The sequence below is a fragment of the Pseudoalteromonas sp. TB51 genome (genome assembly GCF_000498055.1).
In the GTDB taxonomy this organism is placed as follows: domain Bacteria; phylum Pseudomonadota; class Gammaproteobacteria; order Enterobacterales; family Alteromonadaceae; genus Pseudoalteromonas; species Pseudoalteromonas atlantica.
Map to the genome: position 1 here is coordinate 29,235 of NZ_AUTO01000315.1, position 14,932 is coordinate 44,166.

Below are 14,932 nucleotides of genomic sequence, written 5' to 3' on the forward strand. Positions count from 1 at the left end.
TATCGGCTACCTAATTTAAACCAAAACACTGTTTTGCGGCGGCAACATCGGTTGCAATTTGTGCCGTTAACTGTGTTAATGTCTCGAATTTTTTCTCATCGCGAAGTTTTTTTATTAACCCCACGTGCATAAACTGTCCATATATATCTTGTGCAAAGTCAAAAAGATGAACTTCTAACAAAGCACGAGTTCCATTAAAAGTGGGCTTGTTACCAATATTGGCTACCCCATAAACGTGTTTCCCGGCAATGTTTGCTTTTACGGCAAACACCCCATTTACAGGGCAAACTTGGCGTTTAAGCGCTATATTTGCAGTTCGAAAACCAAGCTCTCGCCCTCTTTTCCAACCATGTATTACACGCCCTGAAATAGCATAATTATGCCCTAGCATTAACTTAGCATTTTCTAAGTCGCCTGCGGCTAATGCTTCACGTATTAGTGTGCTGCTTACTCTAGCATTTAATTGGCGAAAACTCGCGGTGCTTTTTACATCCATGCCCGCTTGTTTGCCCATACTGAGCAGTAAATTAAAATTCCCTTGGCGCTGTTTACCAAATTTAAAATCATCACCTACTGTGAGTGCTTTAACGCCTAGCTTTTTAATTAAAATATCACTAACAAATTGCTCAGCGTGCATATTGGCAAATTGTTGGTTAAAGCTAATACAAATAACCCGCTCAATACCTAAGTTACTTAGTAATCTGAGTTTGTCACGTAACCGAGTAAGTCGAGCTGGCGCATTGTTTTTAGCAAAAAACTCTTGCGGCTGCGGCTCAAATAACATCACAGTACTAGGTAAGTTATGTGCTTTGGCATCTGTTAACAGCCCTTTTAATACTTCGCCATGGCCTAAATGCACACCGTCAAAATTACCAATAGTCAACACACAACCATAATGCTGCGCTCGAATATTGTGTATACCTCTAATTAACTCCATGCCACCTAATGCCTTTTTCAGCGAGTATTATTAACGACTTTAAAATCGTTCAAAACCACAGGGCTGCCGATTATAATCTTTTTTTTAGTTTGATTCAGTAGTTGCTACACTTTTTATCGTATTTAGTCTTACACCAAGTAAAAACAGCACCGCAAAGTAACTTATTGCAGCAATTACTAGCAATACAATTAACAACATTACTTGCTCATAAAAATGCCATGTAGCCCAATAATAAAGGCTGCTGACGTACCACGTTAAAGCGCCCATTACCAAGCTTGCTACTATGCACTTTACGCTAAAGCGCAGGCTCATTGCAGAGAACTGATACACGTTTTCTTTTTTAAGTTGCCTGTAAAGTAAAAAAGCATTGCAGCTGGCCGACATAGACGTTGCTAAAGCAAGCCCTAAATATCCTATAAACGGGGCTAACATAATATTAAATACCATATTAAGCACCAGCGTAATAATACCAATGCGCACAGGTGTTTTGGTATCTTGGCGCGAGTAAAAACCCGGCGCTAATACTTTAATAAGCATAAAGCTAACTAACCCTACCGAGTAGGCAACCACCCCTAGGCTTACCGCTTTAACATGATCAACATCAGCGTCTTTAAATGCACCGTGATCAAATAGCACAGTAATGATAAGCGGGCTTATAATCATTAAACCAACCATGGCGGGTATGCCTAAAAAAATCACAAAACGCACACCCCAATCTAACGTATGCTGAAAATCACTGAGCTTTTTACTGCTATGTAATTTAGAAAGTGCGGGTAAAATAACAGTGGCAATACCAATACCAAATAAACCAAGTGGAAACTCAATTAACCTATCTGAGTAATAAAGCCATGCGATAGAGCCCGTCATTAATAGCGAGGCAATCATGGTGTCGAGCAAAAGGTTAATTTGGCTTATTGAAACACCAAATAATGCCGGTAGCATAAGCTTACGCACTTTTTTAACGTTCTCGTCTTGCCACGCCCAGCGAGGACGTGCCAGCATTTTTGCTCGGTATAAAAATGGTAACTGAAACAACAATTGCACCACCCCGCCCACAAATACACCAATAGCTAACGCATACGCCCCCACGCTAAATTTGTCGTGAAATAAAATGGCGCAGGTAATAATTGAAACATTAAGTAATACGGGCGTAAAAGCAGCCACTGCAAAACGGTTATACACATTCATTACTGCACCGCTAAGTGCTACCAAACTAACAAATAACAAATACGGAAAAGTTAACTTTAATAAGGAGCTTGCCAGCACAAACTTTTCTGCATTAGGGCCACCTTGCCACCAATCTATAAACCAGCCAGTACCAAATAACGCGGCAATAACAGGCGAGGCAATAACGCCAAAAATAGTCACACAAAGCAAAATAGTGCCCAGCGTACCGGCAGCCTGTGCTACAAATAACTTAACTTTATCATCGCCATGGTGTTCTTTAATTTCGCTAAGTACAGGCACAAATGCCTGAGCAAAAGCCCCCTCTGCAAATAGACGGCGTAAAAAATTGGGAATACGGTTAGCAAACAAAAAAACATCAGCAGCTGCACTAGCACCTAATAAGTTTGCAACGACAGCGTCTCGTACTAACCCTAAAATACGCGATATCATTGTCATACAACTTACAATCATACCGGAGCGAAATAATCCTTTTGACACCTTAAACCTACTTAAAAACCTTTAGTTAGCGCAATTATGCCACAGTCTTTTTTATAAATCGCTTTAAAGCACTAGGCTGGGCGTCTGTGCTTTGTTACAATAGCGATATTAACTGCTAAAGCGGCAAATTGATGTTCGTTATAAGGAGCAGTTTTTCTTGAGTTGTTAAATTTAAATTGACATTCATGATAAAAACAGGCATATTCCACGGCCTTTAATTTAAGCTTTATTTAAGATTGTTAGGAGCAAACCTTGGCTAACATCAAGTCTGCAAAAAAACGCGCTATCACTAGCGAAAAAAACCGTCAGCACAACGCAAGCCGTCGTTCAATGATGCGTACTTACTTCAAAAAAGTAACCGCTGCTATTGAAGCTGGCGATAAAGAAGCTGCACAGCAAGCTTTCTCTGTTGCTACACCTATCCTAGACCGTTACGCAACTAAGGGTCTAATTCATAAAAACAAAGCAGCTCGTCATAAGAGCCGTTTAGCAGCTAAAATTAAAGCGCTATAATTTGTTTTATGATTAAAAAACCGGCCTAGGCCGGTTTTTTTATATCTAAAATTTGGTATTTAGCAATCCGCTGAACTCAAAGCTAATCTAACGCATTACTATTAAAGCTGGTTAAACATTTTCCAAATCGGGATAGAACTTTTTCAACATGGCCGCAATTTTTTTAGGCGTAAATGGCTTAACCACAAACCCCTTAGCACCTTTATCAATGGCTTCTTTAACATTTTCTACTGCTGAATGGGCCGACACCATCACCACATTAGTTTCAGGATTAATATCATTAATTTGCGCGATTAATTCTTTACCATCGCCGTCAGGCAGTTCAATATCTAAAAAAATCATATTGTAATTAGCTGCTTGGCACTCGCTAATGCATTGTTTAGCCGTTGAAGCCTCTTTAACGTTTTCTATTCCTAAGTGCATGAGCGTTTGGCTCAAAAAACTACGCACTGTGCTAACATCATCTACTATTAAAATTGATAGCTGCGTATCCATGTATCTTCCTCGTAGGCTAAAAGCATTGTATAAGTTATTATATAACTAGATATTTAATCATTTTATTATAGAGACCTACGCTCAAAAGGCCAGATTTGCTTTATGTCAAACAACACAAAAAAACAATCATTGCTTGGTAAAACACCACAAAAAAGAAAAACCCCTGTAAAAAAGCCCCGCAATAGGCCGCAAACAGCACCGCAATCTTCAGCTAACCCAACATCTACCCCAGCAGAGCAGCCTGTAAAGTCTAAAAAAGGGTTACTTATTACGCTGGCTGTCATTTTTTCCGTAGCCATTATTTTTCCAAAACCAACTTTGCTCACCTATAAAAAATTAGGGTTAGTGAGCGAAAGTATTTATTGGCCTGGGGTCTTTGGGTATGGCCGTACATTACTTGATTCAAACTTACACCCGCAGCTAGACGAGAAGCGCAATGCCCTTTATTTATGCGCAGATATGAAGGCGCCGCAAAGCTGTCAAAAGTACCAACTAATAAAAAATAATGGCTTTTTTGCAGCACTAACTAGCTATATTTAGCATTAAAAAAACTAATCTGAAAATTTAAAATTACTTGGTTGAAAGGTGTGCAAAAGATCAACATAATGGCGCTCCTTTTTTCAACAACTGAACTATTGAAACGACCATGCTAAACGAGCTAGATTGGCTTTTAAACACTGTATTACTTGCACTAGGTTTAGGTGCATTCTTTATTAACCACATAACAATACTGCGTGTTGCAGCGATTAGTGCATGTGGTCTGTTATTTTTGTCTTTTAGCTTGGATTTAATGTCGTCGAGTGTTATTTCGAATATGAGTTTAGTGTTGATCAATACATTTTACTTGTTCAAAGTATATACGTTTGGACAATTTAATGTAACGCAGAGTTAACATTTCCCCTTAGAATATTTTATAGCCCAGCCTTGCTGGGCTTTTTTATTTGAAAAAATTAAAAGGCTTGGGGAACAGATTGAACTAAGATAAAATTTATCTCGTATTAATCCTCATTTAGGTCTTACTATGTCTTTATCTGATTTCGATTTATTTTTATCTTCTATGGAAGATGTAAAACCTATAAACCACGATACTGTAACTCCCCTTGCAAGTAATCCCAGTGCCACCCTTGCCCAACAAGAAAAACGCAAAGCTGCCGAGCTTAGCCTTGCGAATGACGAAAATTACTTACAATCTGAGCATGTAGAGCTTTTAGACCCGCATGCATTACTCAGTTTTAAAAAAGATGGCGTACAAAGCGCAGTATTTAAAAACTTACGCTTAGCTAAATACCAAGTTGATGCCACATTAGATTTGCATGGCCAATTACTTAAAAACGCACGCACAACATTATTTAACTTTATTACTGATTGCCACCAGCGAAACATTCGCGTTGTATTAGTTCGCCATGGCATTGGTATAAAAAATAAAGCTAAGCCCGGTATACTAAAGAGCTATGTTAATAAGTGGCTACAGGCTCTACCCGCGGTATTAGCGTATCATACCGCTTTAAAGCACCATGGTGGCAGTGGCGCAACGTATGTGTTGCTTAAAAAAAGTGATGAGAAAAAGCACGAAAACCGAGAGATCCATGCTAAACGGTACTAAATAACTTATTTTACTAAATACCAGTAACGAAGCGCACTTTAGTAATTAAATGGCCTAATGAAAAGTGGGTACTCTTTAATGATCTGGCTTTATTAAGCCAAAAACAAATTAATAGAGTCCCCTTTTTATAATGTGTCTACAAGTGCACTTATTCACTTTGTGAAGTTTGTGAACTTTTGCTTTGTGGCACTTGATCGGCACTTGCTTGGTTAAACCAAGCAGACACGCCTAGCACTATAATAGAAACCACTACTAAACTTAGTTTTACTCCGCCTTGACTTGATTTCATACGTTACTCTTATTATTTTTATTTTAGTGACTAAACTTCACAATAATTAAAATTACAAATGTTAACAAGCTGTTTGTTAAACTGTTTTGCTATCTATTAATAACCTTTTGTTCTATTAACCCGATTATTTAATGTAAGGCTACTTTTTAGGCGATTAATGTTTTCTGCAATTTGCGCTGTTACGCTATTTAAATCAGATAACGCGGCGCAGTGTGGTGTAATCGTTATTTTAGCATTATGCCAAAATGGGTGGTCGTGCGGTAGCGGCTCTTGGGTAAATACATCGAGCGTGGCAGCCCTTAACATTTCACTGTTAAGTGCGTTTATTAAATCTTGCTCTACTAGGTGCTCACCTCTGGCAACGTTAATTACACAGGCATGAGCCGGTAACTTAGCTAATAAATCGGCATTAATAATACCCTTAGTATCTTTAGTTAGCGGCAGTAGGCATACCAAGTAGTCAATTGTAGGCAGCATTTCATTAAGGCCTTGCTGCTGAGAATATAGATGCACCTGCTCATCGCTTTTATCAGTTTTTGACCAAGCGCTTACTGTAAAGCCATTCAGGGTTAGTTTTTTGGCGCACGCTTTACCTAGCTCACCAAAGCCTAAAATACCCACGTGATTATATTTATATGCGCGCTTAGGTTTATAATTGCATTGTGATTGCTTAACAAAATACTCTTTTAAACGCAGCTTGTGCGCAAGTACATGGCCTAGCACGTACTCTGCCATATCTTGAGCAAGCTCAGTATCAACAATGCGAACCACGTCTACCTCTTTAGGCAATAAAGACATATTAATACTATCTACACCCGCCCCAAACGATGACACCGCTTTTAAGTTAGGTAATTGCTGCCACAAATCATCTGGTGCATTCCAGGCTAATACAAACTCTACATTGTTGAGCTTTTTACACTCTGGCCATTGCATTATCTCTTCATTGGGTAATAGCTCTTTTAGCTTTGCAATTAGCTTTGTATTATCTCGCCCGGTAATGGCTACTAATACCGACATAGAGGCTCCTAATTTTATTAAATAAATTTTATCTACACTAATAAACAACTGAGCAGCTCGTTATTTGCTCTTTAAAAAGTCACACAACTGCAAAGTAAATGTCACACCCTTTTTTTACTCTAAACAGGATGGCGAATAGGCCAAATTGTAAATGAGGTTAATATGATAAGCGTTGATAAAGTAATAGCAGCAAACTTACCACAATTAGAGAACTCCCCTAAAGTAAAAGGTTTAGTTAAAAAGGGGCTTGGCTACTTATTACATGAACAAGAATTTGTCGCCTTTGGCGATGCTTACCCCCATTTACAAGGGCTAGAGTTTGTTGAACAAGTGCTTGATGAGCTTGACTTTGATACCCGCTACAAACCAAAACAAATTGAAAACATACCCAGCGAAGGTAAGTTAGTTATTGTGGCTAACCACCCCATTGGCTCGCTCGACGCACTTGCGCTGATAAAAGTACTTTCCAGCGTTAGGCAAGATTTAAAAGTGGTTGCCAATCGCATGCTAATGTCGGTCACCCCTATGCATTCATTGCTGTTGCCAGTGGATAATTTATCGGGAACCAGTAAAAAACAAGAATTAAGTAATATACAAAAACACTTAAAAGATGAAGGTGCGTTACTTATTTTTCCTGCGGGAGAGGTCTCGCGTTTAAGCCCTACCGGTATTAAAGATTGCAAGTGGAACAGTGGCTTTTTACGCATGGCTAAAAAAGCAAACAGCCCTATTCTACCTATTTATATAAAAGCTAAAAACAGTCCGCTTTTTTATGGCACCTCAATGATTTACAAACCACTTGCGAGCTTATTATTAGTAAAAGAAATGTTTAAGCAGCGACAAAAGTCATTAGAGTTTGAAATTGGTGCTTCCATTCCGCCTGAGTCATATTTAATCGAAAACTTAAAAGATAAAGAAATCGTTAATCTCATTCGCAAACAACTTTATCGCCTTACCACTAAAAAGCCCCTTCCCCTTAAAACCCAAACCCCTATTGCAATACCCGAGTGCCGCAAAGAGCTTAAAAAAGCCATAGAGAGTTGTCAGTTATTAGGCAAAACACAAGATGGCATGCATATTCATTTATACCAGTACACTGGCAGCTCACCAGTGTTTAGAGAGCTTGGACGACTGAGAGAAATTGCCTTTAGAGCGGTAGGTGAAGGCAGTGGAAAACGCCGCGACATCGACAAATATGATATGGATTATCAACACTTAGTGCTATGGGATCCTACGCAGCTAGAATTAGTGGGGGCATATCGCCTTGCTTGTGCAAAGGAAATAATAGAGAAACATGGCCGAGAAGGCTTATACACCGATAGTTTATTTAGTTACACACAAGCAATGAAACCGTATTTAGAGCAAGGTATAGAGCTTGGCCGCAGCTTTGTGCAACCTAAATATTGGGGGCGTAAAAGCTTAGACTATTTATGGTATGGTATTGGCGCATTTATTAAAAACTACCCGCAATATCGTTACTTATTTGGCGCGGTGAGCGTCTCTAACGCCTTGCCTGAACAAGCAAAAGCCATGCTCGTGCATTACTATCAACATTATTATAAATCAGAGCAACACCTCGCCACCCCCAATAACGAGTTTAAATTAAGCGAGCAACAACTCACTCAGTGTAAAACTGTTTTTAGTGGCAACGATGTAAAAGAAGACTTTGTAGAATTAAAACATGTACTGGCCAATATGGGGGCACAAGTTCCTACACTATTTAAGCAATATACTGAGCTGTGCAAGCCTGGCGGCGTAAAGTTTTTAAGCTTTAGTATCGACCCCGACTTTAACAACTGTATTGATGGGTTAGTGCTGGTAGATTTACAAAACGTAAAAGAAAATAAAGCCAAGCGCTATTTAGGTTAGGGCGTGTTGAACTTTACGGATTGAAATTTGTTCAATCTAGGGGCGATTTAATCGCGGCGCGAGGTTTGTAACCTAGTGGGCTAAGTAAAAACCGAGCAAAGCTTCCGCGTCCTGCTCACGCCCCTTACCTACATCCATGTAGGCAACAAAGAGTTTATCGCCCCTAGGCAGAACCCGAAGGGCAGCGCATGTTTGGCATTTATGCTGCGTTATCGCCTATTTATGGGGAATAACCACACTTCATAGGCTCTGCCTTGCCTAAAAACCAAACATACTGCTGCAAACTCAATCATTAAAGATCAACACGCCCTACTCAAATAAGCAGCGAGGTGATTCTCGCTGTTTATTTTTATTGGGCGATTACTATTTATGGCTAAAAATTCGCGTTAATAAGTCTGTGTAAATGGCCTCAATTTTAAGTAAATCATCAACCGGAACATGCTCGTTTACCTGATGAATGGTACTATTTTTAACGCCGCACTCAATAACTTGGGTATGCTGGTTTGCAAAAAATCGCCCATCCGAAGTACCGCCACTGGTACTTAACATGGGGTAACTCCCTGTTTGCGCATAAATGGTGTGCTCTAACTGCTGCAATAAACTCCACCCGTTTGTTGGTGGCGTATAATAGGGCTCACACGCTCGCTCCCATTCAACCTCAAGGTGCTGAGCGTATTCACTCAGCGCCGCTGATATACAGTGCTTTATTGCATTGCTTGTATAACCATGGCTATATCGCACATTAAAGGTAATTTCGCATTCACTAGGCACTAAATTATCAACAACATTATTTATATTAATGCCGGTCACTTGCAAGGTGGTTTTAGAGCTTGGCTCATCGTCAGGCCATGTTAAATTACTTAAACAATTTACAATATTACCTGCGATATGCGCAGCGTTTATAGTGTTCTGTGGGTAGGCAACATGTCCGGCCTTGCCGTGAACTTTTATACGAGAAGAAATAGCGCCTCGGCGACCATTTTTAATTGTATCGCCTACGTGTGTAGAGCTTGTCGGCTCACCAACAATACAGCCATCAAGCTGTATATTATTTTTTGCTAAACGCGCGGCTATTACCTCTGAGCCAAATACGGCCTCTCCTTCCTCATCGGAGGTAATAAGCCAGTAAAAACGCCCTTTTTTACTTTTAGTCTCTTTTAATAGTGCCTTAGTAGCACCAAGCATAGCNGCCGCGACCATACACGGCACTATTAATAATATTGCCGGCAAAAGGCGGGCTTAGCCAATTGCCCGACTCTGCGGGCACAACATCAATATGCCCAGAAAACGCAACACATGGCCCTTCTTGCTCAAAATTAACGTAGGCAATTAAATTGGTAACGCCTTCACAAATAAACTGCTCACAGTTAAAGCCAAGCGCAGTTAACTCATTGCTAAGCCAATCTATGGCACCGCCTTGGTTAGGCGTTACAGACTCAAACCTAATAAGCGTTTGCGTATTTTTTACCACCGCGCTTAAAGGCTTACTTACACTGTTTTGTGATACTTTTGCAACAGACATAACAACACACTCAATAACCATAAGAGAGATTATTAAAGCGCGAGAATATGACCAAATAATGGCAAAGTTAATACAGTGCGATGACCGTTAAATACATAGCTGTGTCAATTAATTAAAATACTTTTTGCACTGACTTTAATCTAAATCAAGAAAAGGGTTCACATACTTCAAACATTTTTGAAACTTTGATCTAGAACAGGTTTTCAACGCTCGGAGATTGTAATAATAGCGTCAATCAAAAAGTAGTTATTGGAGCACAACATGAAAACCCAAATCAGCATTGCCTTACTTACCTCTTTACTTGCTATTACCCCTGCAGCGCACGCTAACCTTAGCGTTAATGTTGGCGCTATTAATGTAAATCCTGATAACAGCAGCTCGGCAATTAACGAAGCGCCAACACTGGGTCTAAAAGGCGACTCTGACACGCAGCTAGGTATTACAATCGATTATGCATTTAACGATAAGTGGGTGGTAGAGCTTATTGCCGCTACGCCGTTTTCGCACGATGTAAATGGCGCGGGTGGGTTAGCTGGCAATAAAATTGCCGACATCAAACAGCTTCCGCCATCATTGGTTGCGCAATACCACTTTTTAGATACAAGTTACGCGCTACGCCCGTTTATTGGTGTAGGGTTAAATTACACCACCTTTTTTGACGAGCAGCCTTCTCAAGCGCTAAAAGCAACCCTAGGTACTGATGATGTTGAAGTAAAACTCGATGATTCGTTTGGCTTTATTGCACAAGTAGGCGCTAACTATAAAATCGATCAACATTGGGGGCTACATGCCATGGTGTCAATGATTGACATAGATACCGATGCCACAGTGTACGCAAACGGTGCAAAAGCCCTTACATCAACCGTTGAGCTTGACCCAGTCGTTGCCATGTTTGGTGTTAGGTACAGCTTTTAATTAAGTTTGCAGCGCCTATGTTCTATGTGTTTAAGGCCGTAAGGCCTTATTTTATGAAAATTATTTAGGAAGGTTATTCACCTTTTTTTGCTCAAGCATTTCTTTCCAGTGCATAATTTCGCTTGGTAAAATAGGCGCTACACCATCAAACTCGGCTACTTCAAGCATTTCTTCAATACTAACAATGCCTTTTTTGTTTTTAAACACACCGCGCACATACGCTATAGCGTGCAGGCCACGCGCAGAATGAAACTTTTGTTCAATGTAAAAATATTTATGATCCCACCCCACCAGCTTGGTACTAATGGTATAACGCTGCATAGGTTTAATATCGCGAATATAAGTAATGGCTGTAGCATTAACAATAGGAAACCAACGGCGCTTCATTACTTGTTTTAATAGACCAATTCGCTCAATCATCCAAGTGCGCGACAAGTCCATCATAGCCAAATAACGCGAGTTTGTTAGATGCAGGTTTATATCGCAGTCTGTTGGCAGCGCTTTGTAATCAATATCAACAGTATCAAGTAACTGTTGGTAGTCGCGGTTGCGCTTAATTTTAAAAAATAATAAAAGAAGTCTAATATATAAGTTCACGAGAAGGTCTTACCAGTATAAAGTTAACTCAGTGTAACATAGCCACTTGTTAAGGCGAATGTTCTGTTTTAATCTCAAATTATAAATATAAAAAAGTCATAGTATGAAATATAAATTAGCGACACTTTTCACAACCAGTTTATTATGCATTAGCACCAGCGCACTAGCCGATTTTACAATTAAAGGCCCAGGTACGGTAACTTACCCAACAGGTATAGAAAAAACCTTTAATTTTGGCTTTGCATGGCAGCAGCAGCTTGGTAAATTTTCGATAGGTAGCAAAAGCTACGATATGTCGCAATTACCTAACTCATACTCGGTAGCAATCACTTTAGCTAAAGATGAAAGCCAAGTGTGGGTACAAGAGTTTAATAATGGCTTTATTGAAGCGTTTGATGGCAAATAGGTAAACATACTGTCAGTTTAAAAAAGCAGCAATTTAAAGACCCCGTAAAAGGCAATTACGTGATTGAGCTGAATGGCCGCAGTTACTTTTTTACTCGTAATAACGCAAGCATAGTGATTAATTTTGATGAAAATGGCATAGAAACTATCGCCATTGATGGGGTTACTAAAAACATGGGCACTAAGAGCTAGTGCCCAGTAAAGCGGCTATTAAACTTTAACAGTTTTGCGATTAATACCGTAATCTCGTAGTTTATTTGCCACTGCAGTGTGGCTAAGCCCTAAACGCTTAGCTAACTGTCTTGAGCTTGGGTAAGCCGGATACAATTTGCGTAGCAAGGTTGCTTCAAAACGTTTTACAGCTTGATCTAACGACCCTTCAAAATCTGACTCTAAGTAGCCTAAATCGTGGGTAAAGGTGGGCAATTGTAAATGCTCTACACGTAGCTCGCTATCATCAAGTAACGACACCGCTCGATAAATTGCATTTTCTAGCTGACGCACATTACCTGGCCACGGGTACTCTTGTAAAAAGCGTAAGCACTCTTGTGATAAAAGCGGAATTGCGTGGCCGTTTTGCTGTGCGTACTTTTGAATAAAGTGCTCGGCTAATGGGCCCACATCAGCTTTACGGTCTCTCAGTGGTGCAATCTCTAATGTGAGTACATTAATTCGATAGTATAAGTCTTCTCTAAATACGCCCTCTTGCACCATCGCGGGTAAATCTTTTTGTGTGGCTGCAATTATACGCACATTTACTTTTACTTCGTTTTCGTCGCCCACTTTTCTAAATGTGCCGTCTTGCAAAAAGCGCAGCAGCTTTGTTTGTAGCTGTGTAGACATTTCGCCAACTTCATCTAAAAACACAGTACCGCCATCTGCTTGCTCTAGTACCCCGCGTTTAGGTGCGGTGTTTTCTTCATATCCGGCGTAACCAAATAATTCAGATTCAGCCACATCATCGGGCAAAGATGCGCACGAAAGTGCAATAAACGGCTTAACCGAACGATTAGAGGCATAGTGGCACGCACGAGCAAGGAGCTCTTTACCTGTGCCAGTTTCTCCGGTTATTAAAATGGGGGCTTCTAGCTGTGACATTTTGCGTGCTTCGCGCACTACCCGGCGCATAGCAGTACTAAAGTTGTGAATTGTTGCAAAGCTTTCTTGTCCGTAACGTCTAAAGGCACTGACCTGCTGACCAAGGCGGCTTTGCGATTTTATATTTATAACCGCACCAGCTAACACGTCACCTTCACCACCTTGCGGGACGGCAATCGGTAAAATATCGGCAATAAAGTCTTCACCAGCAACATCTACCCGGGTTGTTTGTCCAAGTACTTCTTTGCCTTCTAACCAACGCGTAAAGTTAAACCCTTTTAGTAGGTTATTAATATTGGCCCCTACTACTTCTTTTTCGCTCAACTGTAGGTCTTTACAGGCAGCGTCGTTACACAAACGTACCCACCCTTTTGCGTCAATCGAAATAACACCATCGGGAAGTGCACGCAGCAGTGTATTTAATTCGTTATGCTCTCGCTCAGAGGGTAAAAAGGCGGTTGTGCGAACATCATGTACGCCATCAATCAAACGAATAGAAGGCATAATTTTTTGAAATTGCTCAAATTCAATTTCAGGAAAGCTTACATACATACGGCAATTTACCGAATCAACCTCAATCCCTTTTAAGTCAACATCGTAGTTTACTAAAATATTTAGGATCTCTTGGGCAATACCTACACGGTCGGCACAATGAATATCTAGACGCATACATCCTCGAATAAGGAAAAACTATATTAGCCGAATAATACGCTAACTCCGTTATTCAATACAGTAAATTGTAAACAAATTTGGACAAACCACCGCCTTTATCGCTGTAAACTCACGCCTATAAACATCAAACTGTAATAACGTACAGCTTAAAACTAAAAAACGCAGCGTGTAAGCTGCGTTTTAAAAGGGGTCATGCATATATGCTATTAATTTTGCGGGTATGGGGTCCAGTCTCCGCCATCTAATTGAATATAAGGACGCTGGTTGATATACATCATAATCGTGCCCTCATTTTCAGCAACTTTAGGCGCTTTAGGCAAATTTTCCAATAGATTAGCAACGCTATTATTTCCGCCAAATACATTGGTTTTCAATGTTTTGCTAACTATCTCAGAAAGTGCAAAGTAACTGGTTGATTTATTAACTACAATTTGCGAATAGTTTTGCACATCAGAGCCAATAAATTTAATAGCAACAGGAACGGAAACGATAGCTGGACTAGGAATTTCACGCAACCCTGAAAATTGTACTTTGTCACCTTTTAAGTTTGCGCCATGTTCTGGGACTATCATCAGCATGACATTACGCTCACTTTTTTCCAGCTTTTTAATAAAGCTTTTTATATCATTAAATAAATTTTTATGCCTTATTGAGTAGGTATCTTTACTATTAACTCTTGGCTGGTTCTCTAACTGATTACCATCATGCAAACTTGTAGTATTGTAGTACATAGCACAGGGTTTACAGTCATTTGATTGCTCTAACCAGGCGTTTAAAACAGCTTCGTCAGAGTAAATAGGGCTATCATCAAAACCTCTAAGCGCAACCGGCATTGAATCAATATTAAATGGCGTGCTATCTAAGCCACCAAACTTACTTATTAAACCTTTAAACTCATCAAAGTGGCCGTCGTGGTTCATTACCACATTGCTTTTGTAGCCTAAGTTTTCTAAATTTTTAAACAAATGACACTGCTCTGGCGCATTTTCAAATAAGGCAGTTTGGCTTGTTTGACCACAACTTGCTCGTAGAAGGCGAATTGCAGCAGGCCCAGAGTACGAAGTCGCCGAATTAAAATCAGAAAACACCACATCAAAATCGCTATATAAATCATCAAGGCTTACGCCAATGGCCTCTAGATCAGCCACGGCCATCGAGCAAATATTTAGTACTATGACATCAAATAACTCGCCATCATATTGCTGAGGGAATTGGCTTGCTAGCAAACTTTGCTGCTGATAAAACTCTTTTAATTGCTGATCAGGCGATTTTGCTTCTTGCGTTACCACTTGTGCTTGTGCACGAGGCGCCGCTGTTTGAACATTATTAGCCGCC

At 40.0% G+C, this 14,932-nt stretch carries 14 protein-coding genes and 2 pseudogenes; 7 read left to right on the top strand and 9 right to left on the bottom strand.

Going from position 1 to position 14,932, the window contains the following annotated elements; translation table 11 throughout:
* Positions 1 to 10 precede the first annotated feature (10 nt).
* Positions 11 to 937 (bottom strand): bifunctional riboflavin kinase/FAD synthetase, encoded by a 927-nt coding sequence (gene ribF / locus L650_RS0119420; protein ID WP_029774114.1) that lies wholly within the window; start codon positions 935 to 937, stop codon positions 11 to 13.
* An 84-nt stretch (positions 938 to 1,021) separates the two neighbouring features.
* Positions 1,022 to 2,560 (bottom strand): murein biosynthesis integral membrane protein MurJ, encoded by a 1,539-nt coding sequence (gene murJ / locus L650_RS0119425; protein WP_411157030.1) that lies wholly within the window; start codon positions 2,558 to 2,560, stop codon positions 1,022 to 1,024.
* A gap of 294 nt (positions 2,561 to 2,854) precedes the next feature.
* Between murJ and rpsT the strand changes: the two genes are divergently transcribed.
* Positions 2,855 to 3,115: a 30S ribosomal protein S20 gene (gene rpsT, locus L650_RS0119430; protein WP_004588355.1), complete on the top strand. Its 261-nt coding sequence runs from the start codon at positions 2,855 to 2,857 to the stop codon at positions 3,113 to 3,115.
* Between the two features lie 111 nt (positions 3,116 to 3,226).
* On the opposite strand, the gene L650_RS0119435 is transcribed toward rpsT, so the two are convergent.
* Positions 3,227 to 3,610, bottom strand: coding sequence for a response regulator (locus L650_RS0119435; protein WP_004588354.1), 384 nt, complete (start codon positions 3,608 to 3,610; stop codon positions 3,227 to 3,229).
* A gap of 102 nt (positions 3,611 to 3,712) precedes the next feature.
* On the opposite strand from L650_RS0119435, the gene L650_RS0119440 reads away from it, so the two are divergent.
* The 3 genes from L650_RS0119440 to smrA all read left to right on the top strand — a co-directional run bounded on the left by L650_RS0119440 (position 3,713) and on the right by smrA (position 5,213).
* The gene (locus L650_RS0119440; RefSeq protein ID WP_029774116.1) at positions 3,713 to 4,150 is read left to right on the top strand and encodes a hypothetical protein; all 438 of its coding nucleotides are present in this window, start codon (positions 3,713 to 3,715) and stop codon (positions 4,148 to 4,150) included.
* Positions 4,151 to 4,256: 106 nt separating this feature from the next.
* Positions 4,257 to 4,502 carry a hypothetical protein gene (locus L650_RS24660; RefSeq protein ID WP_083901815.1) on the top strand — a complete coding sequence of 82 codons (246 nt, stop codon included), beginning with the start codon at positions 4,257 to 4,259 and terminating at the stop codon, positions 4,500 to 4,502.
* A gap of 129 nt (positions 4,503 to 4,631) precedes the next feature.
* Positions 4,632 to 5,213 carry a DNA endonuclease SmrA gene (gene smrA, locus L650_RS0119445; protein WP_024032280.1) on the top strand — a complete coding sequence of 194 codons (582 nt, stop codon included), beginning with the start codon at positions 4,632 to 4,634 and terminating at the stop codon, positions 5,211 to 5,213.
* Between the two features lie 148 nt (positions 5,214 to 5,361).
* Here the strand turns inward: smrA and L650_RS24375 are convergent, their stop codons facing one another.
* The gene (locus L650_RS24375) at positions 5,362 to 5,502 is read right to left on the bottom strand and encodes a hypothetical protein (protein ID WP_024032281.1); all 141 of its coding nucleotides are present in this window, start codon (positions 5,500 to 5,502) and stop codon (positions 5,362 to 5,364) included.
* 96 nt (positions 5,503 to 5,598) lie between these two features.
* Positions 5,599 to 6,519, bottom strand: coding sequence for a 2-hydroxyacid dehydrogenase (locus L650_RS0119455; RefSeq protein WP_029774117.1), 921 nt, complete (start codon positions 6,517 to 6,519; stop codon positions 5,599 to 5,601).
* Positions 6,520 to 6,681: 162 nt separating this feature from the next.
* Here L650_RS0119455 and L650_RS0119460 point away from each other — a divergent pair, with 162 nt between their 5' ends.
* Positions 6,682 to 8,388, top strand: a complete 1,707-nt coding sequence (locus L650_RS0119460; RefSeq protein ID WP_029774118.1) for a GNAT family N-acyltransferase — start codon at positions 6,682 to 6,684, stop codon at positions 8,386 to 8,388.
* A 363-nt stretch (positions 8,389 to 8,751) separates the two neighbouring features.
* Here the strand turns inward: L650_RS0119460 and dapE are convergent.
* Positions 8,752 to 9,910 (bottom strand): annotated as a pseudogene (gene dapE / locus L650_RS0119465) (succinyl-diaminopimelate desuccinylase).
* A 261-nt stretch (positions 9,911 to 10,171) separates the two neighbouring features.
* On the opposite strand from dapE, the gene L650_RS0119470 reads away from it, so the two are divergent.
* Complete coding sequence (locus L650_RS0119470) at positions 10,172 to 10,825, top strand: OmpW/AlkL family protein (protein WP_004588347.1); 654 nt, start codon at positions 10,172 to 10,174, stop codon at positions 10,823 to 10,825.
* Between the two features lie 60 nt (positions 10,826 to 10,885).
* Here L650_RS0119470 and L650_RS0119475 read toward each other — a convergent pair whose 3' ends face one another.
* On the bottom strand, positions 10,886 to 11,422 hold the full coding sequence (locus L650_RS0119475; RefSeq protein WP_004588346.1) for a thioesterase family protein: 537 nt from the start codon (positions 11,420 to 11,422) through the stop codon (positions 10,886 to 10,888).
* Between the two features lie 103 nt (positions 11,423 to 11,525).
* On the opposite strand from L650_RS0119475, the pseudogene L650_RS0119480 reads away from it, so the two are divergent.
* Positions 11,526 to 12,019 (top strand): annotated as a pseudogene (locus L650_RS0119480) (hypothetical protein).
* 18 nt (positions 12,020 to 12,037) lie between these two features.
* Here L650_RS0119480 and tyrR read toward each other — a convergent pair.
* Together tyrR and bcsG are read right to left on the bottom strand one after the other, a co-directional pair.
* A complete protein-coding gene (gene tyrR / locus L650_RS0119485) occupies positions 12,038 to 13,594 on the bottom strand; it encodes a transcriptional regulator TyrR (RefSeq protein ID WP_004588344.1) in 1,557 nt (518 codons plus the stop codon).
* Positions 13,595 to 13,803: 209 nt separating this feature from the next.
* On the bottom strand, positions 13,804 to 14,932 hold a 1,129-nt coding region (gene bcsG, locus L650_RS0119490), incomplete at its 5' end, for a cellulose biosynthesis protein BcsG (RefSeq protein WP_029774119.1).

What these genes read in the sequence shown, in the direction of transcription:
- ribF (WP_029774114.1), bottom strand. Translation starts at nt 937, where the DNA reads ATGGAGTTAATTAGAGGTATACACAATATTCGAGCGCAGCATTATGGT.
- L650_RS0119455 (WP_029774117.1), bottom strand. Translation starts at nt 6,519, where the DNA reads ATGTCGGTATTAGTAGCCATTACCGGGCGAGATAATACAAAGCTAATT.
- tyrR (WP_004588344.1), bottom strand. Translation starts at nt 13,594, where the DNA reads ATGCGTCTAGATATTCATTGTGCCGACCGTGTAGGTATTGCCCAAGAG.
- L650_RS0119435 (WP_004588354.1), bottom strand. Translation starts at nt 3,610, where the DNA reads ATGGATACGCAGCTATCAATTTTAATAGTAGATGATGTTAGCACAGTG.
- L650_RS0119470 (WP_004588347.1), top strand. Translation starts at nt 10,172, where the DNA reads ATGAAAACCCAAATCAGCATTGCCTTACTTACCTCTTTACTTGCTATT.
- L650_RS24375 (WP_024032281.1), bottom strand. Translation starts at nt 5,502, where the DNA reads ATGAAATCAAGTCAAGGCGGAGTAAAACTAAGTTTAGTAGTGGTTTCT.
- L650_RS0119460 (WP_029774118.1), top strand. Translation starts at nt 6,682, where the DNA reads ATGATAAGCGTTGATAAAGTAATAGCAGCAAACTTACCACAATTAGAG.
- L650_RS0119440 (WP_029774116.1), top strand. Translation starts at nt 3,713, where the DNA reads ATGTCAAACAACACAAAAAAACAATCATTGCTTGGTAAAACACCACAA.
- smrA (WP_024032280.1), top strand. Translation starts at nt 4,632, where the DNA reads ATGTCTTTATCTGATTTCGATTTATTTTTATCTTCTATGGAAGATGTA.
- L650_RS24660 (WP_083901815.1), top strand. Translation starts at nt 4,257, where the DNA reads ATGCTAAACGAGCTAGATTGGCTTTTAAACACTGTATTACTTGCACTA.
- murJ (WP_411157030.1), bottom strand. Translation starts at nt 2,560, where the DNA reads ATGACAATGATATCGCGTATTTTAGGGTTAGTACGAGACGCTGTCGTT.